At 52.2% G+C, this 24,987-nt stretch carries 18 protein-coding genes and 1 riboswitch; of the genes, 13 read left to right on the top strand and 5 right to left on the bottom strand.

Going from position 1 to position 24,987, the window contains the following annotated elements:
• The first annotated feature begins 9 nt into the window (after nt 1-9).
• From MKY59_RS24300 to ptsP, 8 genes are all read left to right on the top strand, one after another.
• Nucleotides 10-1,608: a UDP-glucose--hexose-1-phosphate uridylyltransferase gene (locus tag MKY59_RS24300; protein ID WP_339274216.1), complete on the top strand. Its 1,599-nt coding sequence runs from the start codon at nt 10-12 to the stop codon at nt 1,606-1,608.
• A 400-nt stretch (nt 1,609-2,008) separates the two neighbouring features.
• On the top strand, nt 2,009-3,172 hold the full coding sequence (locus tag MKY59_RS24295; RefSeq protein WP_339274214.1) for an iron-containing alcohol dehydrogenase: 1,164 nt from the start codon (nt 2,009-2,011) through the stop codon (nt 3,170-3,172).
• Between the two features lie 220 nt (nt 3,173-3,392).
• Nucleotides 3,393-3,923: an NfeD family protein gene (locus tag MKY59_RS24290; protein WP_236415501.1), complete on the top strand. Its 531-nt coding sequence runs from the start codon at nt 3,393-3,395 to the stop codon at nt 3,921-3,923.
• A 67-nt stretch (nt 3,924-3,990) separates the two neighbouring features.
• Nucleotides 3,991-5,517 (top strand): flotillin family protein, encoded by a 1,527-nt coding sequence (locus MKY59_RS24285; protein ID WP_339274211.1) that lies wholly within the window; start codon nt 3,991-3,993, stop codon nt 5,515-5,517.
• Between the two features lie 186 nt (nt 5,518-5,703).
• A complete protein-coding gene (locus MKY59_RS24280) occupies nt 5,704-6,555 on the top strand; it encodes a PRD domain-containing protein (protein WP_236415502.1) in 852 nt (283 codons plus the stop codon).
• Between the two features lie 281 nt (nt 6,556-6,836).
• On the top strand, nt 6,837-8,891 hold the full coding sequence (gene ptsG, locus MKY59_RS24275; RefSeq protein WP_339274210.1) for a glucose-specific PTS transporter subunit IIBC: 2,055 nt from the start codon (nt 6,837-6,839) through the stop codon (nt 8,889-8,891).
• A 78-nt stretch (nt 8,892-8,969) separates the two neighbouring features.
• Nucleotides 8,970-9,245: an HPr family phosphocarrier protein gene (locus tag MKY59_RS24270; protein WP_236415504.1), complete on the top strand. Its 276-nt coding sequence runs from the start codon at nt 8,970-8,972 to the stop codon at nt 9,243-9,245.
• Complete coding sequence (gene ptsP, locus MKY59_RS24265) at nt 9,238-10,944, top strand: phosphoenolpyruvate--protein phosphotransferase (protein ID WP_339274208.1); 1,707 nt, start codon at nt 9,238-9,240, stop codon at nt 10,942-10,944. Before MKY59_RS24270 ends, ptsP begins: the two co-directional genes overlap by 8 nt.
• A 197-nt stretch (nt 10,945-11,141) precedes the next feature.
• Here the strand turns inward: ptsP and gcvPB are convergent, their stop codons facing one another.
• From gcvPB to gcvT, 3 genes are all read right to left on the bottom strand, one after another.
• Complete coding sequence (gene gcvPB / locus MKY59_RS24260; RefSeq protein WP_339278468.1) at nt 11,142-12,617, bottom strand: aminomethyl-transferring glycine dehydrogenase subunit GcvPB; 1,476 nt, start codon at nt 12,615-12,617, stop codon at nt 11,142-11,144.
• A gap of 95 nt (nt 12,618-12,712) precedes the next feature.
• Entirely contained in the window at nt 12,713-14,068 is a 1,356-nt protein-coding gene (gene gcvPA, locus MKY59_RS24255) for an aminomethyl-transferring glycine dehydrogenase subunit GcvPA (RefSeq protein ID WP_236415506.1), read from the bottom strand.
• Nucleotides 14,065-15,219: a glycine cleavage system aminomethyltransferase GcvT gene (gcvT, locus tag MKY59_RS24250; RefSeq protein ID WP_339274206.1), complete on the bottom strand. Its 1,155-nt coding sequence runs from the start codon at nt 15,217-15,219 to the stop codon at nt 14,065-14,067. Before gcvT ends, gcvPA begins: the two co-directional genes overlap by 4 nt.
• 289 nt (nt 15,220-15,508) lie before the next feature.
• A riboswitch (glycine riboswitch) is annotated at nt 15,509-15,628 on the bottom strand.
• Between the two features lie 333 nt (nt 15,629-15,961).
• Between gcvT and gcvH the strand changes: the two genes are divergently transcribed.
• The 5 genes from gcvH (at nt 15,962) to MKY59_RS24225 (ending at nt 21,936) form a co-directional block, all read left to right on the top strand.
• Nucleotides 15,962-16,354 (top strand): glycine cleavage system protein GcvH, encoded by a 393-nt coding sequence (gene gcvH / locus MKY59_RS24245; RefSeq protein WP_236415507.1) that lies wholly within the window; start codon nt 15,962-15,964, stop codon nt 16,352-16,354.
• Between the two features lie 449 nt (nt 16,355-16,803).
• Nucleotides 16,804-18,267, top strand: coding sequence for a PTS mannitol transporter subunit IICBA (locus MKY59_RS24240; RefSeq protein WP_339274205.1), 1,464 nt, complete (start codon nt 16,804-16,806; stop codon nt 18,265-18,267).
• 14 nt (nt 18,268-18,281) lie between these two features.
• Entirely contained in the window at nt 18,282-20,363 is a 2,082-nt protein-coding gene (locus MKY59_RS24235; RefSeq protein WP_339274203.1) for a BglG family transcription antiterminator, read from the top strand.
• Nucleotides 20,360-20,794, top strand: a complete 435-nt coding sequence (locus MKY59_RS24230) for a PTS sugar transporter subunit IIA (RefSeq protein ID WP_236415513.1) — start codon at nt 20,360-20,362, stop codon at nt 20,792-20,794. Before MKY59_RS24235 ends, MKY59_RS24230 begins: the two co-directional genes overlap by 4 nt.
• Nucleotides 20,791-21,936, top strand: a complete 1,146-nt coding sequence (locus MKY59_RS24225; protein WP_339274201.1) for a mannitol-1-phosphate 5-dehydrogenase — start codon at nt 20,791-20,793, stop codon at nt 21,934-21,936. The genes MKY59_RS24230 and MKY59_RS24225 overlap by 4 nt, the downstream gene beginning before the upstream one ends.
• A 174-nt stretch (nt 21,937-22,110) precedes the next feature.
• Here MKY59_RS24225 and MKY59_RS24220 read toward each other — a convergent pair whose 3' ends face one another.
• Both MKY59_RS24220 and MKY59_RS24215 read right to left on the bottom strand, forming a co-directional pair.
• On the bottom strand, nt 22,111-22,350 hold the full coding sequence (locus MKY59_RS24220) for a cysteine-rich CWC family protein (protein ID WP_236415517.1): 240 nt from the start codon (nt 22,348-22,350) through the stop codon (nt 22,111-22,113).
• Between the two features lie 53 nt (nt 22,351-22,403).
• Nucleotides 22,404-24,530, bottom strand: coding sequence for a DNA mismatch repair protein MutS (locus MKY59_RS24215; protein WP_339274200.1), 2,127 nt, complete (start codon nt 24,528-24,530; stop codon nt 22,404-22,406).
• Nucleotides 24,531-24,987 lie beyond the last annotated feature (457 nt).

The following is a 24,987-nucleotide window of genomic DNA, read 5'->3' as shown; positions in this document are numbered from 1 at the left end:
CGAAAGGATATGTCACAGACAACCACTGGAGCAGGCACCACAGAACGGACCCCGGAGCAGCAGGAAGCACTGCATGCCATTGAGCGTCTGGTACTCTTTGCCCTGCGGAAACGACTGATTGAGGAAGCAGACCGCGATTACGGCCGCAACCTGCTGTTGGAGCAATTCGGTTTTTCCGAGCCTTACGATGGCGTGCTCGATGAAACCGTATTGGACGGACCGCAGCCTCTGATCGACACGTTGATCGACTACGGGTTCGAAATCGGGCTGATCCCGGAAAATACCGATACGTATCGCGACCTGCTCGACGCCAAGATCATGGGCCACTTGATGGCCAGACCTTCGGAAGTCGTTCGGGCGTTCCGCGAGAAGGCGGAGAGCGAAGGAATTGAGGCGGCGACAAGCCAATTCTACGACCTTTCGATCAACTCCAACTATATCCGTATGGACCGAGTTTCCAAAAACGTCTACTGGACGCAAGAGACGCCATACGGCGAGATGGAAATTACGATCAACTTGTCCAAACCGGAGAAAAGTCCGAAGGAAATCGCCATGGCGAAATTGCTGCCGCCGCCGGTGTATCCGAAATGTCAGCTGTGCCGCGAAAACGTCGGCTATGCGGGTCGGGTCAACCATCCGGCGCGCCAGAACCTGCGCATCATTCCGTTGGAGCTTAACGGTGAGCCATGGTTCTTCCAGTACTCGCCGTACGTGTACTATAACGAGCATTGCATCATTTTCCACCATGATCATGTGCCGATGAAACTGACGAAGGATACCTTGCGCAGATTGCTGGCTTTCGTTGGCGAGTATTCGCATTATTTCATCGGCTCGAACGCGGATCTGCCGATCGTGGGCGGCTCGATTCTGACGCATGACCACTTCCAGGGAGGGCGGCACACGTTTGCCATTCAGAAGGCCAAGGCGGAAGCGGTCTTCCGTCATCCGGACACACCGGGTCTTACCCTTAGTTTGGTGAAATGGCCGATGTCTGTACTTCGATTGTCTTCCCATGATCCGGCACAGCTGCTGGAGGCGGGAAATGCCGTTTACGAGGCTTGGAAAGGGTACAGCGATCCTTCCGCGGAGGTGGAAGCATTCAGCGAAGTGGATGGAGCGCGCGTTCCGCACAATACCGTGACGCCGATTGTACGGCGCAGCGAGGACGGCGGCTACGAGATGGATCTTGTCCTGCGGAACAACCGCACGAACGAGGAACATCCGGAAGGCATTTTCCACCCGCACCGCGAGATGCACCATTTGAAAAAGGAAAACATCGGCCTGATTGAAGTTATGGGCTTGGCGATTTTGCCGGGACGCCTTAAAGAAGAATTGGACGGCATCGCCGAAATCCTTGCCGGCAATAGCGAGCTGGCCGAAGCGGCAAAATCCGAAGAACATGAGCTGAACAAACATCTGCTTTGGACAGAAGAGCTGCAAAGTCGGTTCGGAGGCCAGCTGGACAAGGAACAGGCAGTTGCGCTTGTGCAGCAGGAAGTCGGCCTGAAATTTTCGCAAATTTTGGAGCACGCCGGGGTATACAAACATGATGAGGCTGGCCGTGCGGCCTTCCGCCGGTTCATTGCCAGCATGGGATACACCGAATAGTTTGTTCGTTAAAGAAGGGTTGAAGAATGGATCCAGTCTCCCGGGAGGCAGGGTCCATTCTTATTTATATGCTTCCGCATCGCCTGCGAAACCAATTTCAAAACCCGGTGCTCTTCCCGTAGGCAAAACATGGAATTGCGATATTCCGCAATGTATAATGAAAAGGGGATAAAGTATCATTGCGATTAAGGTATTCTGATTGGAATCCTTCATAATCCAGTCCGTGAAAGGTTACACTAACAAAGCTGTTTGTGAAGCATGTCTCCATTGAAATTCGTTTAGGACCATAAAGCAAATTTACGATCGAGCATAGGTATATATATATTTGTTTTCATAGATATAGGGTATTATAATGGGGGTTGCGCTGAAAACATCAAATTCCTCTGGAGGCGACATAGATATGAAAACTTTTCAATTTTATAACCCGACCCGCCTGATTTTTGGCAAGGGCCAAGTTGAAACGCTGAAAACCGAAGTTCCGAAGTATGGCAAACGCGTTCTGCTGGTTTATGGCGGCGGCAGTATCAAACGCAACGGGTTGTATGACCAAGTGATCGGCCTGCTTAACGAAATCGGTGCAGAAGTGACCGAACTGGCTGGCGTTGAACCGAACCCTCGTCTCGCAACCGTGCATAAAGGCGTGGATCTGTGCAAAACGAACGATATCGAACTGATCCTTGCTGTCGGCGGCGGCAGTGTCATCGACTGTGCCAAAGCGATCGCAGTAGGCGCCAAATACGAAGGGGACATGTGGGATTTTGCAGCACGCAAAGCCGTCGCGAAAGACGCTCTCCCGCTCGGAACGATTCTGACCATGGCGGCTACCGGATCGGAAATGAACTCGGGTTCCGTCATCACGAATCAGGATACCCAAGAAAAACTGGGATGGGGCAGCCCGGTTTCTTTCCCTACGTTCTCCATTCTCGACCCGGTGAATACGTATTCGGTGCCTCGTGACCAAACCGTTTACGGCATGGTCGACATGATGTCCCACGTGCTCGAGCATTATTTCCATCTGGATGAAAACACGCCCGTGCAGCTCGGTTTCTGCGAAACGATTCTGCGCACTGTGATGGATGCGGCCCCTCGCCTCATCGAAGATCTCGAAAACTATGAACTGCGCGAGACCATTCTGTACTGCGGTACGATGGCTCTCAACGGCGTGCTCAACATGGGCCTTGCAGGCGATTGGGCGACTCACAATATCGAGCATGCCGTGTCGGCCGTGTATGATATTCCGCATGGCGGCGGTCTGGCGATCCTGTTCCCGCACTGGATGAAGCATAATATCGACGTCAAAGTGGATCGCTTCAAACGTTTGGCGGTCAACGTATTCGGCGTGAATCCGGAAGGGAAATCGGACAAGCAGGTTGCAGAGGAAGGCATTGAAGCTCTTCGTCAATTCTGGACCTCCATCGGAGCGCCTAGCCGTTTGGCCGATTATGATATCGATGACAGCAAAATCGATGTTATGGCTGACAAAGCGATGCTGTTTGGTCCTTTCGGCAACTTCAAAAAGCTGCAGCGTGAGGATGTTGTATCCATCTACAAGGCATCTCTGTAAGCCTATATGGATCGTTTCATTTCAGATTTGGGCCGTAAGGTTCCCCAGCGGGGAGCTTTACGGCTTTTTTGCATGCTTTGAATGCGATCATGCCCAATAACGGGCGCTCAAGACAAAAGAGGGAAGATTTTGAAACATATCCGGATTTGGTACGTATTTATTTACATGAGGAAAGTCATCTATCGAAATGGAGTTGCAGCAGAAGAGGGGAGGTAAAGGGATGGAGTCGATTTATTGGGGGTGTTTGATCGGGGGAGCGATATTTGCGGTCGTCAGCCTGATACTGGGAGATCTGATTGATGGTTTGCTGGATGGTGCTTTCGAGTTTCCGGGCGTTGATATTTTCAAACCGGTTGTACTGGCTGGTTCCATTACTGCTTTTGGCGGGGCGGGAATCATGCTGACGCGTTACAGCTCGGTAAGTACGATGGCCGCCTTGATTCTGGCCCTGTTGATCGGAGTCGCTGCAGCCATGCTGGTGTTCTTTGCTTATATTAAGCCGAGCCGCAACAGTGAGGTGTCCATCGGTTTCTCCATGCAGGAACTGGCGGGAAAGATCGGCGAGATCACGATTCCCGTGCCGGAAAAGGGTTTCGGGGAAGTCATGATACGCATTGCCTCGGGCAATACGATCCATACCGCATCGAGCTTCGAACATCGCCCCATTGCGGCTGGGGCGCGTGTCGTTGTAGTAGACATATCGGATGGCGTGCTGCGTGTGTCCGAATGGGAAGAGGATGTACTTAAGTAACACAGGGGTTTAGCGCGTATGATGTAGTATTGATTACCATTTACAACGAGAAGGGGAGAGATGCGGAATGACTCTGGATATGGAAGTGCTGTTGGTTCCCGCGATTGTTGTCGGCGTGATTTTGATTTTGGGTCTTGCGTTCTGGGCCAGATACAAAACGGTGGGTCCGGATGAAGCGATGATTGTAACCGGTTCATTTTTGGGCAACAAAAATATATCCGAGGACGAATCCGGCAGGAAAATCAAAATCGTGCGCGGCGGCGGTGCATTTATTTGGCCGGTCTTTCAGCAGTCCGAGTTCATCTCGCTGCTGTCCCACAAGCTCGACGTAACCACGCCGGAAGTTTATACCGAGCAAGGGGTGCCCGTTCTTGCGGACGGCGTCGCGATCATCAAGGTAGGAAGTTCGGTCGAGGACGTGGCGACGGCAGCCGAGCAGTTTATCGGCAAACCGGTGGAAGCGCTGCGCGGGGAAGCACAGGAAGTGCTTGAAGGGCATCTGCGTGCCATCCTGGGCACAATGACGGTGGAAGAGGTCTATCGGAACCGTGATCGTTTTGCGCAGGAGGTTCAGGGCGTGGCAGCAAGAGATCTGAAGAAGATGGGTCTGCAAATCGTGTCATTCACCATTAAAGACGTCCGCGACAAGCAGGGTTACCTGGATGCGCTCGGTAAGCCAAGAATCGCTGCCGTGAAACGGGATGCCGAGATTGCCGAGGCTGAGGCCGTCAGAGATGCCAGAATTCAGAAGGCCAACGCGGAAGAGCAGGGACAAAAGGCGGAACTGCTGCGCGATACGAACATTGCGGAAGCCGAAAAGGATAAAGAGCTGAAAGTGGCGGCGTTTAAACGAGATCAGGATACAGCTAGAGCAGAAGCCGACCAGGCCTACCACATTCAGGAAGCCCGGGCGAAACAAACGGTGGTTGAAGAGCAGATGAAGGTTGAATTGGTTCGGAAAGAACGGGAAATCGACCTGCAGGCGAAAGAAATCATGGTTCGTGAGAAGCAATACGACGCGGAAGTGAAGAAAAAGGCCGAGGCGGACCGTTACGCCGTCGAGCAGGCTGCCGAAGCCGACAAGGCAAAACGAATGCGCGAAGCGGATGCGGTGCAGTATTCGATCGAGACGCAGGCCAAGGCAACGGCCGAGCAGAAGCGGCTTGAAGGTCAGGCCGTGGCTGATGCCGAACTGGCAAAAGGTTCGGCGGATGCCGAGGTTATCCGTCTGCGAGGTCTTGCCGAAGCGGAAGCCAAAGAAAAGCTGGCCGAGGCGTTCCAGAAGTTTGGCGAAGCCGCGGTATTGGACATCATCGTCAAAATGCTGCCTGAGCTTGCCGGCAAAATTGCGGAACCGATCTCTTCCATTGACAAGTTGACGGTCGTGGATACAGGCAAAGGCGAAGGTGCAGCTCGCGTGAGCAATTATGTCACCGAATTGATGGCGACTGCGCCGGAAATGCTTAAGAGCGTGTCCGGCATCGATGTGGAGCAGCTGATTCAGGGGTTAACCAAGCCCAAAACAGCGACGCCGGTTGCTGTGGCAGCATCGCCAACAGACACCATTTTGAATAAAGCGGGAACGGAAGAGTAGGGAATGCTTGTGCCGTAAGGCAGCTCTATTGACCTTGAAGCGAAATTTTGTTACTTTTTAAGCGAGACGTCCGGCGTGGTTTGCCCGCGCCGGGTGTTTTTTCGTTCTTTTTATTTCATGTATGAAAAGACATTGCAATCGACTATCGGAAGAATCAAGACGGTTTGATAAAAAGAGGTGCGAACATTGAGCGGCCTACACGTAGCCAAAGCCCTGAACAATAATGTAATCATTGCACAGCATCCCGAACATGGTGAGGTCGTCGTCATCGGCAAGGGCATAGGCTTTAACCGAAAAACAGGCGATATCCTTCCGCTGATGGCTGTGGAGAAAATGTTCATTTTGAAGAACCAGCAAGAGCAGGAGCAATATAAGCAGCTTCTTCCGCAAGTGGACGAGGCGTTGATCGAGATCATTAACGAGTTGGTTACGTATATTTCAGAGCGAGCGGACGCGCCGTTGAACGAGCATATTCATATCGCGCTCACGGATCATATTTCTTTTGCGTTGAAGCGCAAGGAACAGGGCATCGTTATTCAAAATCCGTTCCTGTACGAAACCCGGGAGATATACCCTGAAGAGTTTCGGATGGGCGAGTATGCCGTCAGGCTGATCAAGGACAAAATGGGCGTAGATTTGGGAAGGGATGAAATCGGATTTATTGCGCTGCATATTTATAGCGCGATGACAAACCAGAACATCTCCCAGGTGCGGCAGCATTCGCAGTTAATTACGGATCTGGTGAATCTGGTCGCAGACCAGCTGGATTATTCTTTTGAAACGCAATCATTGGATTATTCCCGTCTGTTAACGCATCTACGGTTTGCCCTTGAGCGTATACGTCGCGGAGATAAAGTGGAGGAGCTTCACAAGCTGGATTCCCTACTCAAATTGGAGTATCCCGAAATGTACTCGCTTGCATGGAAGCTGACCAAAGTGATGGAGCAACGACTAAAGCTGCCTGTTTATCCGGCAGAAGTTGGCTACTTAACGATACATCTTCAGCGGCTGAACCAGCGGAAAGAAGAAAATCAGTAAAATAAGCTCTGAAATAACACCGGAATAACGTTTTTTCTGTAAAGGCTTGCAATGCGTCCAAAGTGATGCTACAATGGTGACCGTAATCAAGCAACTGAATAAACATAAGCGACGTGTTACTGACTCGATCAGGCATGAGTTAATTAGAGTGTGATTGTTCTACCTTTTTAAGGGTATGCTATACCCCAAGGTAGGCACAGTTCACTTTATTAGTTCATGCCTTTTTTGTGTTCCCTTGCTTGCATCACGACATACTCACATGAAAGGAAGAATACGACGCGATGTTTAAAAAGCTTTTTGGTGTATTGCAAAGAGTAGGTAAAGCTCTCATGCTGCCTGTAGCGATTCTGCCAGCCGCAGGTTTGCTGCTCGGAATTGGTAACATGCTGGTAAATCCGGATTTCCTGCAATATGTTACTGCGCTCGATACCCCTTGGGTAAACTCAATTGCAACCATCATGATGAACGCAGGTCAGATCGTATTTGATAATCTGGCATTGCTGTTTGCGGTCGGCGTAGCCGTCGGGCTGGCTGGAGGTGAAGGCGTTGCAGGACTTGCAGCCATCATCGGTTATCTGGTCATGAACGTAACTTTGGGCTCTGCCGTAGGTGTTACACCTGCCATGATTGGCAATGTGCCAGGTTATGCGAGTATCCTGGGTATTCCAACTTTAAGCACAGGGGTATTTGGAGGTATCATTGTCGGTATCATCGCAGCACTGTGCTACAATCGTTTCTTTAAAATTGAACTGCCGTCTTACCTTGGATTTTTCGCGGGTAAACGTTTTGTTCCAATTGTCACTTCGGTAGTTTCCCTGCTGCTCGGGTTGCTGCTCGTGGTCATCTGGCCTCCAATTCAGAATGGATTAAATGCCGTTTCTCACTTCATGGTTGATACAAGCCCGACGCTGTCGGCCTTCATCTTCGGTGTAGTAGAACGGTCACTGATTCCGTTCGGGCTGCATCACATTTTCTACTCCCCATTCTGGTTTGAGTTCGGAGAGTATGTGAACAAAGCGGGTGAAGTCATTCGCGGAGACCAAAAGATTTTCTTCAGCCAGCTGCGTGACGGCGTTGCGCTGACTGCCGGGACGTTCCAAGTCGGTAAATTCCCGTTCATGATGTTCGGTTTGCCAGCAGCCGCACTTGCGATGTACCATGAAGCAAGGCCTGAACATAAAAAATATGTTGCTGGTATCATGGGTTCAGCTGCACTGACATCATTCCTGACAGGGATTACAGAGCCGCTGGAGTTCTCGTTCCTGTTCGTTGCACCGATTTTGTTTGCTGTACACTGTATCTTTGCGGGTTTATCGTTCATGACGATGCAGCTGCTTAATGTCAAAATCGGGATGACCTTCTCAGGCGGTTTCATTGACTTCCTGATCTTTGGTATCATTCCAAACCGCACGCCATGGTGGAACGTTATCATCGTTGGTTTGATTCTTGCTGTGATCTACTATTTCGGTTTCCGATTCATCATTCGCAAGTTCAAACTCAAAACGCCTGGACGTGAAGAAGCATCTGCTGAATCCTCATCCAGTGGCTCTTCAGGTTCCACGGACGATTTGCCGCATAACATCCTTGAAGCCTTTGGCGGCAAGGAAAACATTAAACATCTGGATGCATGTATTACTCGCTTGCGGATTGAAGTAAATGAGAAATCGAATGTGCAAAAAGACCGTTTGAAACAACTGGGTGCATCTGGTGTGCTTGAAGTGGGTAATAATGTTCAAGCCATCTTCGGAACGCGTTCCGATACGATTAAATCACAGATGCAGGATATCATTGCAGGACGCACGCCTGCACCAGCTCCGGCGGAAGAAATTAAACCAACTCCTGAAGAGGAGAAGGCGCAAGGAGAGCAAGGTGAGCGCATTGTACCAGAGGATATCGTCATGCCGGTGAACGGAGAACTGCTTGATATTACAAACGTGCCTGATCCGGTCTTTTCTGAAAAAATGACAGGTGACGGTTTCGCTATTTTGCCGCATGATGGAACGATTACCTCCCCAGTGTATGGTAAAGTATTTAATGTATTTCCAAGCAAACACGCTGTAGGCATTATGTCCGACGGCGGCAAAGAAGTGCTTGTTCATATAGGTGTCAATACGGTGAAACTGAAAGGTCAAGGTTTCAACGTACTGGTTCAGGAAGGTGACCTGGTATCTGCTGGTCAGCCGATTATGGAAGTGGATCTGGAGTATGTAAAAGCAAACGCTCCGTCGATCATTTCTCCAGTCATTTTCACCAACCTGCCAGAAGGCTCCACGATAACACTCAAGAAGAGTGGAGTGCTCAAAGTTGGCGATCAGCCAATCATTGAGATAAAATAAGAACTGTCCCAACGATGGCAAGCAAGTGTAAATATAATGCAATGCCTAAATCAAATTCATGAAAGCGAGATGATTGTAATGCAACAAACATTCAGAATTACAGACGAAGACGGTATCCACGCACGCCCGGCGACAGCCCTGGTTAATAAAGCAAACCAATTCAAAGGCGCAGAATCCTTTGCAGAAGCTAACGGTAAAAAAGTAACCCTGAAATCCATCCTGGGCGTTCTTTCCCTGGGTCTGGAGCAAGGCGACACCATCACGATCATCTCCGAAGGCGATGAGGCTGCTGACGCTCTTAAAGCACTGACTGACGTTATGGTTAACGAAGGGCTGGGCGAAATCCATGCTTAATGTTTCCGGGATCGCTGCTTCGGCGGGCATTGCCATCGCCAAGGCGTTTATCTTGGAGCATCCCGATTACTCTGTAGAGAAACGTCAAATTACCGATGTTGACGCAGAGATCGCTAAACTCGACTCGGCTTTGGGGAAATCCCAAGCTGAGCTCGAAGCGATCAAAGAGCGCACGATGCAAGAGCTTGGCGAGAAAAAAGCGGAAATTTTCGCTTCGCATTTGCTCATTCTGAACGACCCGGAACTGATTGATCCGGTCAAAGCGAAAATTGCGGAGGAAATGGTCAGTGCAGAGTTTGCATTGAACGAAACGGCTTCCCAATTTATCGAAATGTTCGAAAACATGAAAAGTGCTTACCTGCAGGAACGTGCAGCAGACATGCGCGACGTAACGAAGCGTGTGCTGAACCACCTGCTGGGCATCGAATTCATGAGCCCTGCCGAAATCAGTGAGGAAGTGATCGTGCTTGCGGAGGATTTGACGCCTTCCGACACGGCTCAGTTGAACCGCAAATATGTTAAAGGCTTTGCCACAAACATTGGCGGACGCACGTCCCACTCGGCAATCATGGCACGCTCCCTGGAAATTCCTGCGGTTGTGGGAACCAAGGACATCCTGACCCAGGCCAAACACGGTGATTTGATCATCGTTGACGGCCTGGACGGACATGTGCTCGTAAATCCTTCGGATGACGTAGTCGCCGAGTATCGTTCCAAACAGGAACAATACGACGCACAACGCGCCGAGTGGAGAAAATTGCGTGACGAACCAACCGTGACGGTGGATGGCGTGCACGTTGAATTGGCGGCAAACATCGGTACGCCAAACGATGTTGCCGGCGTATTGGAAAACGGCGGCGAAGGCGTAGGCCTGTACCGTACCGAGTTCCTGTACATGGGCAGAGACAAACTTCCTTCCGAGGACGTTCAGTACAATGCGTACAAAACGGTGCTCGAAAAAATGGAAGGCAAACCTGTCGTTGTCCGCACGCTCGACATCGGTGGAGACAAGGAGCTTCCTTACCTTGACCTGCCGAAAGAAATGAATCCATTCTTAGGCTTCCGCGCGATTCGTCTGTGTCTGGACCGTCAAGATATTTTCCGTACACAGCTTCGTGCTTTGCTGCGCGCCAGCGTGCACGGGAACCTGCGCATCATGTTCCCGATGATCGCCACGCTCGGCGAGTTCCGTGAAGCAAAAGCCGTCCTGCTCGAAGAGAAGGACAAGCTGGTAGCTGAAGGGATTGCTGTTTCCGACAGCATCCAACTCGGTATCATGGTCGAAATCCCTTCGACTGCAGTTCTTGCGGATCAATTTGCCAAAGAGGTTGATTTCTTCAGTATCGGAACGAACGATCTGATTCAATACACCATGGCTGCTGACCGTATGAACGAACGTGTCTCTTACCTGTACCAACCATACAATCCTGCTATTTTGCGTTTGGTCAAAATGGTCATCGATGCGGCGCATCGTGAAGGAAAATGGGCTGGCATGTGTGGAGAGATGGCTGGAGACGAAACGGCAATTCCGTTGCTGCTTGGTCTTGGACTGGATGAGTTCAGCATGAGCGCAACCTCCATTCTGCCAGCTCGCAGTCAGATCACGAAATTGTCCCGTGCCGAGATGCAGGAACTTGCTGCCAAAGCACTGGATATGCAAACCGCTGAGCAAGTGGTTGAACTGGTTAAAAGCATCTAAGCATCACTGGGTTCGGGGTTTCCCCGATGTTTAAGGGTCTTTTCTTTTTCCGATTGAAGGGGCTGCAGCGATGCAGCATATGGATGCCGGTGTCTGCGTAAAGCGGATGCCGGCTTTTTTTCCTCGATTGCAAATGCCGGCCAAGAAAGCCGCACACGGTTGTCGATAACCTTGTGCGGCTTTTTGTTATGGCCTGATCAACTGCAGGCGCAGTTCAACACAGGCTTGCGTGCAGCGGTTGTTTCGTCGAGACGGGTCACAGGCGTGCCGTAGGGTGCATTGAGCACGACCTCCGGCGTTTCCTCAGCTTCCTTCGCGATGCGGATCATCGTATCGATGAAACCGTCAAGCGTTTCCTTGCTTTCCGTCTCGGTCGGTTCGATCATGATGCACTCTTCCACATTCAATGGGAAGTATACCGTTGGCGGATGGTAACCGAAATCGAGCAAACGTTTGGCGACGTCAAGCGTGCGTACGCCGTATTGCTTGAGGCCGCGTCCCGACATGACGAATTCATGCTTGCACACCCCCGGATACGGAATCTCGTAATAAGGCGCGAGCCGGGCCATCATGTAATTGGCGTTGAGAACGGCGCATTCGGAAACGCGGCGCAAGCCTTCCGGCCCGTAGGTGCGGATGTAAGCATATGCGCGTACCAAGATGCCGAAGTTGCCGTAAAATGCTTTGACCCGACCGATCGATTGGTCCCCGGCATGATCAAGCGTATATCGGCCTTCATCATCGCGTATGACGACAGGTTTTGGCAGGAACGGAACAAGCAGACTTTTCACGCCAACCGGACCGGCTCCAGGACCGCCGCCGCCATGTGGAGTGCTCATCGTTTTATGCAAATTGAGATGCACGACGTCGAAGCCCATATCGCCAGGCCGGGCGATGCCCATGATGGCATTGGAATTTGCGCCGTCGTAATAGAGCAAGCCGCCGGCCTCATGCACGATCGAGGCAATTTCCTGAATGTCCTTTTCGAACAGACCAAGCGTATTCGGATTGGTCAGCATCAGAGCCGCCGTATCGCTGCCGACGGCTGCGCGCAAGGCATCCAGATCGACGAGCCCATCCGAACGGGAAGGGATGGTTACGGTCTCGAAGCCGGCAACGGTAGCGCTGGCCGGGTTGGTGCCGTGGGAGGAATCCGGCACGATGACTTTGGTGCGCGTTTCGCCCCGGCTTTCGTGATAGGCCCGGATCATCATCAGCCCCGTCCATTCGCCATGCGCGCCAGCGGCAGGTTGAAGGGTTACGGCATCCATGCCGGTCAGGCCGGCAAGGTCGTTTTGCAGCGTGTACAGCAGTTCAAGCGCCCCTTGGATGCTGGATTCGTGCTGATAGGGGTGGATTTTGGCAAAGCCGCTGTATCGGGCGACGTCTTCGTTGATTTTTGGATTGTATTTCATCGTGCACGATCCTAACGGGTAGAAGCCGTTATCCACGCCGAAGTTGCGACGGGAAAGGGCGGTGTAATGCCGGATGACATCCACTTCGTAAACCTCAGGCAATGCGGCTGCTTCGGAGCGAAGCATTTCCCGGGGAATCAGGGATTTGATCTCTTGCCTTGGCACATCGCATTCCGGCAGGGAATAGGCGACGCGCCCGGGGCTGCTCAACTCAAAAATAAGCGATTGCTCGGGAGTGACGTTGGCGGCGGGGTTCATCGCGGTTTCTGTGTTGGCATCCCTGTTATTTCCGTTTGTGTCCTGAACTGCGGATTTCGTTCCGGTTTGCGTTGTTTGCGTTGTTGTCTCCTGCGTCACAGCGATCCCTCCAGTACACGTGCGAATTCGTCGATCTCTTCTTTGCTGCGGCGTTCGGTTACGGCAATCAGCAGATGTCCGGCCAGTTCCGGATAATGACGCCCCAGATCATAACCGCCGATAAAACCTTCCTTGAGCCATTTCAACTGCAGTGCTTCGATATTCGTTCCTTCCGGCAGCCGAATGACAAATTCATTAAACGTAGGTGTGGAAAATGCAATGCTCACGCCCGGAATGGCTTGCAGAATCCGGCGGGCATAATGGCTCTTCTGAACATTCAGGTCGGCCACGTCGATCATGCCTTGTCTGCCCATGGTGGACATGTAGACGGAGGCGCTCAGGGCAAGCAGCGCTTGATTCGAGCAGATGTTGGACGTCGCCTTCTCGCGGCGAATGTGCTGCTCGCGGGCTTGCAGCGTCAGCACGAAGCCGCGTTTGCCGCTGCGGTCGGTCGTCTGGCCGACGATGCGCCCGGGAATGCGGCGCATGTGAGCCTGGGATACGGCGAAATATCCGCAAGTCGGTCCGCCGAGCGAAGCGGCGATGCCAAGCGGCTGCGCGTCGCCGACGACGATGTCGGCGCCAAGCTTGCCGGGAGCTTCAAGCAGGCCAAGCGACAGCGGGTTCGCGCTAACGACGAGCAGGCCTTTGTGCGCATGCACGAGGTCTGCGGCCTGTTTTACATGTTCCAGAGCTCCGAAGAAGTTGGGGCTTTGAATCATGACGGCAGCGGTGTCCCCGGATACGGCGGCTTGCAGGGCATCCCAGTCGGTCACGCCGTCTTTGTGGCCAATCTCGACGATCTCCAGATTAAGGCCGTGAGCATATGCTTTCAGGACTTGGCGGGACTCGGGATGCACTGTGCTGGACACGATCAGCTGCTTGCGGCGGGTGGCCGCAGCAGCCAGATTCCCGGCTTCCGCAAAGGCTGTAGCGCCGTCATACATGCTGGCATTGGCAACGGCCATGCCGGTCAACTCACAGATGTATGACTGGAATTCAAAGATCGCTTGCAGCTCCCCTTGGCTGATTTCCGGTTGATATGGTGTGTAAGCTGTGTAAAATTCGGATCGCGAGATAACGTGATTGATGACGGAAGGAATGTGATGATCGTAAATGCCGGCGCCAAGAAAGCTGGCGTGTGTATCGAAATGGGCGTTAGCTCCGGCCTGTTTGGCCATATGGCGACTCAGCGCGTGTTCGTCGAGCCGGGAAGAAATGGGCAGTTCGCCCTGGAAACGAATGTCTTCGGGAATGTCGCGGAACAGGTCATCGATCGTATCCACGCCAACCGTTGCCAGCATGGCGTTCTGATCCTGCTCGGTCATCGGGATGTAACGGTGCTTGGTCATGTTAGATCAGCTCCTTGGATGGTCTCTTTTGCATCAGGTGTCTTTGGTGCGCGCGTCCGTTTGTAAAAAGGGGTTTTGACGACCTCGGCTTTCAATGTTTTGCCGCGAATCCCGATCTCAAGCGGAGTACCCAGCGCAGCATGCCTGCTGTCGATCAGGGCGAGCCCCAGATTGCGCTTCAGCGTAGGGGATTGGGTGCCGGTCGTCACTTCGCCGATCTGTACGCCATCCGCATAGATCGGATAGTGCGGCCGGGGAATTCCGCGCTCCAGTACTTCAATGCCGACCAGCTTGCGAGCAGGGCCGTCGTTCTTTTGCTGCAGCAGCGCTTCCTGACCGATAAACGGTCCGGCATTCCATTTCACGAACATGCCAAGCCCGGCTTCAAGCGGAGAAATGGTCGCGGACAGCTCCTGTCCGTACAACGGCAATCTTGCTTCAAAGCGCAGCGTATCCCTTGCGCCAAGTCCGGCAGGAATCAGTCCGTGCGGTGCTCCGGCTTGCAGCAGTCCTTCCCAGATCCGGGCGGCCTGATCGGCCGGGACGTAGAGCTCGAATCCATCTTCGCCCGTGTAACCCGTGCGCGAGAGCAGGAGCGTAACGTCGCATACGTCGGCATCGCGGACAAACCGGAACGGCTCGATGTCGCCGAGATTCGTACCCGTTGTGACTTTGGCCAGAATATCGGCAGCCAGCGGGCCTTGCAGCGCCAAAAGCGCGGTCTCTTCGGATACGTTGCTCATCCCGACACCGGCAATGATGTGCTCTTGCAGCCATGCCCAGTCCTTTTCGATATTGGAGGCGTTGACGACCAGCATATAGCGCTGTTCTTCCAGTTTGTAGATGAGCAGGTCATCGACGACCCCGCCACTCGGATAACACATCAATGTGTACTGAGCTTGCCCCGGAACCAGTGATGTCACGTCATTGGTTGTCATTTGCTGCAAAAAGGCCTCGGCTTGTTCGCCTTGGACTATGAATTCACCCATGTGGGATACATCAAACAATCCTGCACGTTCGCGCACGGCCTCATGCTCTTTCTGGATGCCGCTGAACTGCACGGGCAGTTCCCAGCCGCCAAAATCGATGCAGCGCATGCCTTCGAATTGCTGATAATGCGGGAAGAGAGGAGTTCTTAACAAATCGGACATCATATCACCTCGTTGTAGGCCGCCAGACGGGCCGAATGTGAAACGAAACCGCGGAAAAGGGATGGTCTATACGTCATGAGGAAGCTGCCCTATGCAGGATTCTTATGCACTGTTTTCGTTTTTTGGGGAAAAAGGAAAAGGACAGGCCAAAGAACCGGCATGCGGCAGCATGCTGAATTCCTGGGCTCTGTCCTTGGTACCTGAGAGTTACCCCGTCGCAGATTGCGTCAGGTTTCCCCTTGGGTGATCAAAACGCCCTTCTTGGGCGAATGGATGCTCTCCAGAGTTGCGTCCCGTAAAAGTCCTTTTGCCTGAGAGATTCACCCGCCGCTTGTCGGGGGTTTACTCCTTCGGCGCCACCACGTACGATCCCAAAGCGGGACGGGGTGATCTCTCCCTTTACGTTCATCCGCGAATATTGCTTCTGTCAGTTGTTTCTCACCTCAATTAAAACGCGTTAAAGCTATTTGTGTCAAGAACTATATCATAAGAATAGAGAATAAAAGCGAATATTTATTTTTTTTGCCCTTTTAATGTTCGTGTTTCCGACAAGGTAGCGATTCCATATCCAGTATATGATTGAATGCCTATAAAAAGGATGTCACTTTTTGGAGGGTGAAAAGAATATATTGTTAGGTATATTGACATTTATGGCCGACATGTCATACGCTATGTTTTGGGAAAAAGGGAAGGTCAAGGAACGCATGCACTCCACTAATGAAAAAGCGAGGCGGATAACCAAATGAGCGAATTGAGAAACGATTTCCTGTACAGTGAAGAACACGAATGGGTGCAAACCGTCGGTGAAAATACTGTGCGTATAGGCATAACCGAATTCGCGCAGCATCAGCTGGGTGACATTGTGTTTGTTGAACTGCCTGACCTTGACTCGAATGTGCAAGCGGAGGCAGGCATTGGAACGATCGAATCCGTAAAGACGGTTTCGGATCTGTTTGCGCCCGTGGGAGGAATCGTTGTGGCCGTAAACGAGGCGCTGCAAGAGGCGCCGGAGCTTGTAAACACTTCTCCTTATGAAGAAGGCTGGATGGTTGAAATCCGCGTGGACGGCGATTTGAGCGCGGCGCTGTCAGGACTGCTGGACGCGGATGCCTACCGGAAGCATACCGAAGAATAATCGTTTGCACTAATTTACGTATTATTACTGAAAATAAAAGTGTATATTTCATGGGTTTGAAAAGCCGATGCGGCCAAGCTGCCGCTTGGCTTTTTTGCGTTGTTTAAGGGGAAAGTCTGAAAGGGTGTATCTCTTGTACCTCTTAAAAAACACTGTTTTTTTATATTATGCATTCTTGTTTTAATAAGCCAGGGCTATGATTGGGCATGATACATAGAAGGAATCGGTACGTTGCTGTTGAACTTGCGACAACGCAAAACAGATCCAATTTAAATCTTGTCATCAACGTTCATGACGGGAGTTGATTTTCATTTCGTTGTAAGGGATACCGTTTTCATTTAGTATGAACTTGAAAATCACGAATACAAGATTTGTACCTTTATTCATCTGAACTGCGTGTTGATATGTTCAGTCGAGTCAAGGTTTAACATGTTGAGGAGGTTATCAATATGAGTTCAGTGGACGCAAAGTCCGGGAAAGCCGAAGGACTGCGGGTAGGCGTGCAAAAGTTCGGACGTTTCCTGAGCGGCATGGTTATGCCGAACATGGGTGCATTTATCGCATGGGGCTTGATCACGGCTTTATTCATACCGAAGGGTTGGTTCCCTAACGCCGATTTTGCGCAGCTCGTTGATCCGATGATCAAATATTTGCTGCCATTGCTGATCGGTTATACGGGCGGCACGATGGTGCATGGCACGCGCGGGGGCGTCGTCGGTTCGATTATGACCATAGGCGTTATCGTGGGCAGCGACATTCCGATGTTTCTTGGCGCAATGATCGCAGGTCCGCTTGCGGCTTGGATCATCAAACAGTTTGACAAAGCCGTTGAAGGCAAGATCAAATCCGGTTTTGAAATGTTGGTCAACAACTTCTCTGCCGGTATTATTGGCGGAATTCTGGCCTTGATCGCCCTGAAAGGGATCGGCCCTCTGATTGAGGCGCTCAGTAAAATTCTGTCCGCGGGCGTTCAAGGATTGATGGATCTGGGCTTGCTGCCACTCGTCAACCTGATCATCGAGCCGGGAAAAGTGCTTTTCCTGAACAATGCCATTAACCATGGGATTTTGACGCCTTTGGGAACGGATCAGGCTAGAGATCTCGGTCAATCCATACTGTTTATGCTGGAATCAAATCCGGGTCCCGGACTTGGTATCTTGCTGGCATATTGCTTCTTTGGCCGTGGTTCTGCGAAATCTTCGGCTCCAGGTGCTGCCATCATCCATTTCTTTGGCGGGATTCACGAAATTTATTTCCCTTACATCCTGATGAGACCGATCCTGATCCTGGCCACTATTGCGGGTGGCGTCGCTGGAACGCTGACATTCATGTTGACGGGTGCGGGACTCGTATCCGCTCCATCTCCGGGAAGTATCATCGCCTATTTCTTGTTGACACCTAAGGGCGGGTACGTTCCGATGTTGGCAGGCGTAATCATTGCAGCGGTCGTTTCCTTCCTGGTTGCTGCCGTTCTGCTCAAAACGGGCAAACAAAAAGACGAGGATTTGGAAGCTGCATCCAACCGGATGAAAGAAATGAAAAATCAAGGCAAGACGGCGAACGAAACCGTAGCCAACGACAACCGTGAAGCAGACCGTGCGGCAGACATCGGGGCTTCCGCAGTGAAGAAAGATGTCAACAAAATCGTGTTCTCGTGCGACGCGGGAATGGGATCAAGCGCGATGGGTGCTTCGATTTTGCGGAAGAAAATGAAGCAGGCCGGTGTGGACGTGAACGTCACCAATACGGCGATCAGCGAAATTCCGCAGGATGCGGATATCGTCATTACGCAAAAAACGCTGACCGACCGGGCCAAAACGGTCGCGCCGAACGCGGAGCACATCTCCATTGAAAACTTCCTGAAGAGCCCGGAATACGAGGCACTGGTTGAACGCCTCAAATCCAATTCCTGAACGGAACCACAACAATGAATATTTCGAAGCGGCAACGCGAGATTTTGGAATTTCTCCTGCAGCAGACCAAAGAAGTGACCGCCGGGGACATCGCGGCCCGGATCAATGTGAGCACCAGAACGATATTGAGGGAACTTAGCGCATTGGAAGAAAAACTGGTCTCTTACGGGGTCGAAATCAAAAAAAAATCCGGGATCGGCATCTATTTAGATGCAGATCCCTCCTGTCTTTCACGGCTAAGACAACAGCTGTTTCAAGTCGAGCCGATGGAATGGACGCCCGAAGAGCGCAAAATTTACGCGCTCAGCCTGCTTCTGGACGATAATCAAGAGCCCATTAAGCTGCTCGCGATCGCATCCGATTTGAAAGTCACCGTCGTAACGGTCAGCCACGATCTCGATGAATTGCAATCATGGATCGAGGAGCAGGGACTCGTTCTGGTGAGAAGACGTGGATACGGCGTGGAAATTACCGGGAGCGAATCTTATATCCGTCGAGCAATGGTGGAACTTGCCATGGAGCATTTGGACGAATCGGATCTGTTCGGCGCCCGATCGGAGCACACCAACTCCAAGGCAAACAGCAAGCTGCTCGAAATCATCGGGCATGATCATGTATTGAAAGTAGAAAACGCCTTATGGCAGCCCGATATCGAATGGCTGGAGAACATGCCTGAGCGCCAGTACATGAGATTGCTGCTGCAATTGTCGGTGATGGCGGCCCGTGTCAACAAAGGCCGTGCGATCGAGAACGATATGCCGCACGTACAGATCCCTGAAGACAGTGTTCCGGAATACATGGCTTTGCGTCTCTGCACCATTCTTGCCAGTGAACTGGGCATCGAACTCGATTTGGCGGAGCGGAAATACGTTCACGGCCTGCTGATCGAAGCCAGGCAATTGATGCATACCACCCGGCTGCTGCCGGTGGATGATCTGCTTGTGCTTGACCGGGTCGTTTCGCTGATCGACAGCATGGAGAAGATCACGCATTACGATTTTCATGAAGACCGGCTGCTGCGCGAAGGTTTGATTGCCCATATGGAGCCTGTTCTGGAACGAATCGAAGGGCGGCAGCTGATCCGCAACCCTTTATTGCAGCAAATCCGCCAGGATTACGAAGCCTTGTTCGCGGACGTTAAACGAGCGGTGAATCAAGCTTGGCATGGCATTGAAGTACCTGATGAGGAAATCGGTTTTTTGGTCATGCATTTTGGAGCTTCCATTGAACGGTTGCGGACGCTGAAGCGCGAGGTCAGAGCCGTCATTGTATGCACCAGCGGCATCGGATCGTCGCGCATGCTCTCAAGCAGGCTCGCCAAGGAAATTCCCGAAATTCGCATTGTGGACAGCGTATCTTGGTACGAAGCGGTCCGAATTCCTAAGGAGCAGTACGATCTCGTATTGTCGACCGTGGATTTGCCGATGGAAAAGCACCAGTACTACAAAGTCAGTCCGCTATTGACCGGCGAGGAAAGCGAACAGCTTCGGCATTTTATCAAAACGACGACGCTGCAGCGGGAACACAGCCCGCCTTCAAGCGGGCATTCCCCTGTCGTTCGCGAAACGCAGTGGTCAGGACTTGAGGCCATGCTGGTAGAGATCGTGCGAATCATCGGCGAGTTCCAGGTATTTCCTTTGGACAATAAGGGCCTGGGATTGGATGAAACAGTCTATGCCATGTGCAAAATACAGCATGAGCGCGGCGTGCTTCAAGCCCCGCACAAAGTAACCAAATTGCTGGAGGCCCGTGAAAAAGCAGGCAGCCAGAAAATTCCGGGCACTTCGCTCGCCTTGTTTCACACGCGCAGCGAAGGCATCTACAGGGCAACGATCAGCTTGTTTCAACTGACGCAGCCGCTGCTGATGTCCGAAGACGACCCGGAAGGCGTCAGACACGTCTTGCTGATGCTGGGCCCTTGGGAGCTGTCGAAGGAAAGCCTGGAGGTGCTTAGCGAAATCAGCGCCCTGCTTCTGCAGGAAGAAATGATCGAATTGTTGGAAAAAGGGAACAGGGATGATCTCATTCATTATCTTTCCCGTGAACTGGTCGGATTTTATCGCAGCAAAACCGAAATTGGAGGGCAACAACCATGAGTATTTTAACGACAGACAAAGTCGTCCTGAACGCGACGGCGCAAGATAAATATGAAGCGATTCGCATGGCCGGGCAAGTGCTGAAAAATGCTGGCCACATTACGGCGGAGTACATCGACAAAATGCTGGAGCGCGAAGAGATCGTATCGACGTACGTCGGTAACGGGCTTGCCATTCCGCATGGCACGAAGGAATCGAAAGGATTTATTTTGTCCACCGGCATCTCGGTTATTCAATTCCCGCAAGGTGTTGACTTTGGCGACGAGAAAGCATACATGGTCATCGGCATCGCCGCGCAAGGCGGAGACCACATGGAAATACTGACCAGCATCGCGGTCATTTGTGCAGAAGAAGAAAATATGGAGATTCTGCGCCATGCCAAAACGGCCGAAGAAATCATCACTCTTCTTGAAAGCGAAATGGAACTATGAAGGCATTACATTTTGGTGCAGGCAACATTGGACGGGGCTTTATCGGGCTGATCCTTTCCCGTGCAGGCTATGAGGTCGTTTTTTCGGACGTGAACCAAGGGCTTGTGTCCACGCTGCAGCAGCGCAAACAGTACACGGTGGAATTGGCGAACGAATCCAAAGACACGGAAACGGTCACCCATGTTGATGCTATCGACGGGACCAACCTGGACACCGTTGCGGAAACGGTGGCGGAAGCGGACCTTGTCACCACTGCCGTTGGCGTTAACATTTTGAAACATATTGCACCGGGTATTGCCAAAGGACTCGAAAAGCGGCTGGGCAAAGGCGGAGCGATCGAACCGCTGCACATCATCGCTTGCGAGAATGCGATCGGTGCCAGCACGCAGCTGAAAGACCATGTCTATTCGCTGCTGGAGGAGTCCACCCGACGCTTGGCAGACCAATATGTTTACTTCCCGGATTCCGCTGTGGACCGGATCGTTCCGATTCAGCATCATGAGGATCCGCTGCATGTTCAGGTAGAGCCTTTCTATGAATGGGTCGTGAATCGTTCACAGATGTCTCCTGCGTTCAACCCGATTGAAGGTGTCATGTATGTGGAGGATCTGGAACCGTACATCGAGCGCAAGCTGTTCACCGTAAACACGGGACATTGTGTTGCGGCTTATATCGGCAACGTCTACGGTTACGACACCATTCAGCAAGCCATTGCCGACGAGAAGGTCCGGTCCATCGTGCATGGTGCTTTGCAGGAGACGGGAAATGTGCTTGTGAAACGGTTTGGGTTCGATGCCGAGGAACACGGGAAATATATTTCGAAAATATTGGATCGTTTCCGCAATCCGTACCTTACGGACGAAGTCTCGCGCGTAGGAAGATCTCCGCTGCGCAAATTGTCCCCGAACGATCGGCTCGTACGCCCGGCTACCCAGGCTTACGAATACGGAATGGAGACCGTGCATTTGGCCATGGGTATGGCAGCGGCCTGCAAATTTGACGTGGCTGAGGACCCGGAAGCCGTCGAACTTCAAGGCCTGATTCGCCAAAAAGGCGTTGCTGCTGCGCTGAGCCAGGTGACATCCCTGGACGAATCCCATCCGGTGCTGCAACAGGCCGTGAAGTACCACTCTGAAATGTAACGTTCAATCAAGAGAGGACTGCTTGGAGCAGTTCATTTCAAACCAAAAGGAGCGAACCACCCCGGATGATCGGGGCGATTCGCTCCTTTTGTCATGCTTGAATTCTTCGAGACCACTCTTGGCGAGAGATTCCCCTTGTCGAGTAAACATTCAGACTAAGGGCATATGCTTCGTTCATGCGTTGGCACGCTTGGTATAATCTTCGACGCACCGCTGACAGATGCAGGACTTCCTGCGCTGCGCGGGCGGAATGCGATCCAGAATGCCTTCCGGAAATTCGGCGGCCTTGCACCAGCATTCCTCATGAGGCCGGCCTGCCGCGTACGTGCATCCGTTGGCTTCGCCGCACAACGGGCAGGTCAAAGCATTGGCTATGCGCAGGTTGTCGTGCACGGAGCCCGATTCCAAACTCATGGGCAGCCCCTCTTTCTAATAGCGTTCCTTTCCCCAGTATAACAGCTTCGGCTTCAATGTTCAGGAGGCGTTTCGATGATCAATCCATCCACGTGTTTTCTCGCCATCTGTTTACGTTTTTTTCGGTTCTCTTTGGTATCCAGCACGATGTCGAGATCGTAGTGATCCAGATCGGGATAGAGCTCTTCCGCAGCGATGTGCAGCGTCAGCCGTTTTTTGTGGATTTTGATTTTGTTTCCGCGCATCAACACACCGATGTTTCCGCGTTTGTCCTCCGTTTCGTACACTGTGCCCGTCTCGTTCAAATAGGCCGCGAATACACGGTCGCCTTTTCTGAATGCTTTGGTCCGGTGAGTGGATTCAGATTCATCCGAGTCCGAGGCTGGCTGTGCATTGGTCCGCTCGGGAACGGCGGCATCCCATTTCGAAGGTCGCTTGGCATGCTGCGGCCCTGCTCCAGTCTGAGACCGCGCCGGGATTGGAGCGAAGGCGGACGTCTGCCCGGAGGCGTGAGGGTCCGGATGCCCCAAGCCCTGCTGAGAAAAACGTTGTGCTTCCTGAACGGAACGCTGATCGCCTGGTTGGCTTCCTGAACGGGGGCGAATGGAATCCATTTCTTGTTCAGAAACATCTCGTCGTTCCTTTTTCTCCGTTATTCCATGAGAAGAAACCGCTTTGGAACGTTCGATGATGCGTTCCGGCATGCCAAGCTTTTGCGCGATGGCGTAGGCGTAACTTTCGCCCGCTTCTCCGATCCGCAGCCGGTAAAGGGGCTGAAGGGAGACGGTATCGAATTCCATGCGCGCATTTTCGAATCCAGGCGTCGCCGCAGCGAAATGTTTGATCTCGCCGAAGTGGGTCGTTGCCACAACGGTGGCTCCCCGGCGGTGAAGCTCTTCAAGCATGGCAATGGACAACCCGACGCCTTCGCCGGGATCCGTACCGGAAGCCATCTCATCGATCAATACCAGCGTGGATGGGCCGGCTTGCTCCAGAATGCCGATCATGTTCCGAATGTGGGCGGAGAAGGTGCTGAGCGCCTGTTCCATGCTTTGTCCGTCTCCAATATCTACCGCCATCTCTTCAAAGACGGCCATCTCGCTGCCTTCCGCAACAGGGACGAGCAGACCCGACTGCATCATGAGCGTAAGCAAGCCGAGCGTTTTGAGCGCGACCGTTTTGCCGCCCGTGTTCGGACCGGTGATGATCAGCGACGAGTAACTGTCCCCGATGGAGAAATCCAGCGGAACCATGGATTTGCCCATTAACGGATGTCTTGCCTGCAGCAAACGGGTGCGCCCCTCAGTATTGACTCGCACGACTACGCCGTCCACGCTTGCGGCAAATTTGGCTTTGGCAAACAGAAAATCCAGTATGCCTACCGTATCCACGTTAAGCTTGATCTCGTGGCTGTAGGATTCGGCCAGCGCGGTCAGGTCGCCCAATATTTTCATCTCTTCCCGCGATTCTTCCGCCTGAAGCGAAGACAGCTCCATTTGCAGCCCGACCAGCTCGGCAGGTTCGATGTAAACGGTTTGGCCGCTGCCGGACTCATCCAGCACGCTGCCCTTCACCTGTTTGCGGAACTCCTTTTTGATCGGCAGCACTGCCCTGCCGTTCCGTTGGCTGATGACATGCTCCTGCATGATCGAGCGGTGTTTGCTTACCAGCGCGTCCAGCTTTCGTTTCATGCGTTCGCTGCTGACAGCCATTTTTTTGCGGATGCGGGCCAGTTCCTTGCTGGCATGGTCCTGGATGCGCCCGGCGTGGATGGAGCGTTCAATCTCGCCCAGCAGCTGCTCCATTTGCATCATGGAGGCCGCATAACGGCTGACCGTAGGCGCAACCCCCGCTTTGCCCTCCATGTATTTCATCAGTTGGGCGCAGCTTCGCAGAAACTGGGCCAGATGACCGAAATCCTGTTCGTTGAACAAATATCCGGTACCAAGCAAATTCATGATGGTCTCCATGCCATCGAGTGAAGGGATGGGCACACTTGCTCCGTAACGGATCAAGGCAACGGCTTCGTCTGCCTCCCCAAGTCGTATTTGGATCATGCGGGCATCGGCGATCGGTTTCATGTCCTGGGCGTGCTTTCTGCCGAGATAGGACAGGGCACAGCCGGAAACGAGCTGTTGAATTCGATGATAATCAAGACGCTGCAGCGTTTGTTCTTTCATAAGGGAATCTCTCCTCAGTATAGATTTGGTATCCTCTCTCGTTTTCGCATCACGGTGCAAGGTTTGGCCCGGAAACGCAAAAAAGGGCGAAGAATGAACATACGTCATTCTCCGCCCGCATACTGTACGGGAAAGAAGGGCAACCGGACCCAAACAAGAAAAACGTCAATTGTGAAGCATGCTGAAGATGCATACACAAAAGAGAGGCCGCGTTTCGCGGAGTTTTTCTTGAACGGCCAGAAAGAAGCTGCACGGAAGCTGCACACCTTTCTGACACAAAAAAACCGCACTGAACAACAGCGCGGCATTGGATCCGGTCCCATAACAATCCCGAAGATGATGGTTGATATCCGCTGTTCTTAACTAAGTACAGGGTTCTGGCGCAGCAAGAAACAAACATACGCCATTTGGGCATATGCACAAGTGCAAGGCCATAATCCTGAATATGAAGCTAATT

Source organism: Paenibacillus sp. FSL W8-0426, from assembly GCF_037969725.1.
In the GTDB taxonomy this organism is placed as follows: domain Bacteria; phylum Bacillota; class Bacilli; order Paenibacillales; family Paenibacillaceae; genus Paenibacillus; species Paenibacillus hubeiensis.
The sequence above is the reverse complement of the archived record's forward strand: the minus strand, read 5'-3'. Positions and strand labels throughout refer to the sequence as shown.

Coding starts and splice junctions, on each gene's coding strand:
- MKY59_RS24300 (WP_339274216.1), top strand. CDS start 10: ATGTCACAGACAACCACTGGAGCAGGCACCACAGAACGGACCCCGGAG.
- MKY59_RS24295 (WP_339274214.1), top strand. CDS start 2,009: ATGAAAACTTTTCAATTTTATAACCCGACCCGCCTGATTTTTGGCAAG.
- MKY59_RS24290 (WP_236415501.1), top strand. CDS start 3,393: ATGGAGTCGATTTATTGGGGGTGTTTGATCGGGGGAGCGATATTTGCG.
- MKY59_RS24285 (WP_339274211.1), top strand. CDS start 3,991: ATGACTCTGGATATGGAAGTGCTGTTGGTTCCCGCGATTGTTGTCGGC.
- ptsG (WP_339274210.1), top strand. CDS start 6,837: ATGTTTAAAAAGCTTTTTGGTGTATTGCAAAGAGTAGGTAAAGCTCTC.
- MKY59_RS24270 (WP_236415504.1), top strand. CDS start 8,970: ATGCAACAAACATTCAGAATTACAGACGAAGACGGTATCCACGCACGC.
- ptsP (WP_339274208.1), top strand. CDS start 9,238: ATGCTTAATGTTTCCGGGATCGCTGCTTCGGCGGGCATTGCCATCGCC.
- gcvPB (WP_339278468.1), bottom strand. CDS start 12,617: ATGAACCCCGCCGCCAACGTCACTCCCGAGCAATCGCTTATTTTTGAG.
- gcvPA (WP_236415506.1), bottom strand. CDS start 14,068: ATGACCAAGCACCGTTACATCCCGATGACCGAGCAGGATCAGAACGCC.
- gcvT (WP_339274206.1), bottom strand. CDS start 15,219: ATGTCCGATTTGTTAAGAACTCCTCTCTTCCCGCATTATCAGCAATTC.
- gcvH (WP_236415507.1), top strand. CDS start 15,962: ATGAGCGAATTGAGAAACGATTTCCTGTACAGTGAAGAACACGAATGG.
- MKY59_RS24240 (WP_339274205.1), top strand. CDS start 16,804: ATGAGTTCAGTGGACGCAAAGTCCGGGAAAGCCGAAGGACTGCGGGTA.
- MKY59_RS24235 (WP_339274203.1), top strand. CDS start 18,282: ATGAATATTTCGAAGCGGCAACGCGAGATTTTGGAATTTCTCCTGCAG.
- MKY59_RS24230 (WP_236415513.1), top strand. CDS start 20,360: ATGAGTATTTTAACGACAGACAAAGTCGTCCTGAACGCGACGGCGCAA.
- MKY59_RS24225 (WP_339274201.1), top strand. CDS start 20,791: ATGAAGGCATTACATTTTGGTGCAGGCAACATTGGACGGGGCTTTATC.
- MKY59_RS24220 (WP_236415517.1), bottom strand. CDS start 22,350: ATGAGTTTGGAATCGGGCTCCGTGCACGACAACCTGCGCATAGCCAAT.
- MKY59_RS24215 (WP_339274200.1), bottom strand. CDS start 24,530: ATGAAAGAACAAACGCTGCAGCGTCTTGATTATCATCGAATTCAACAG.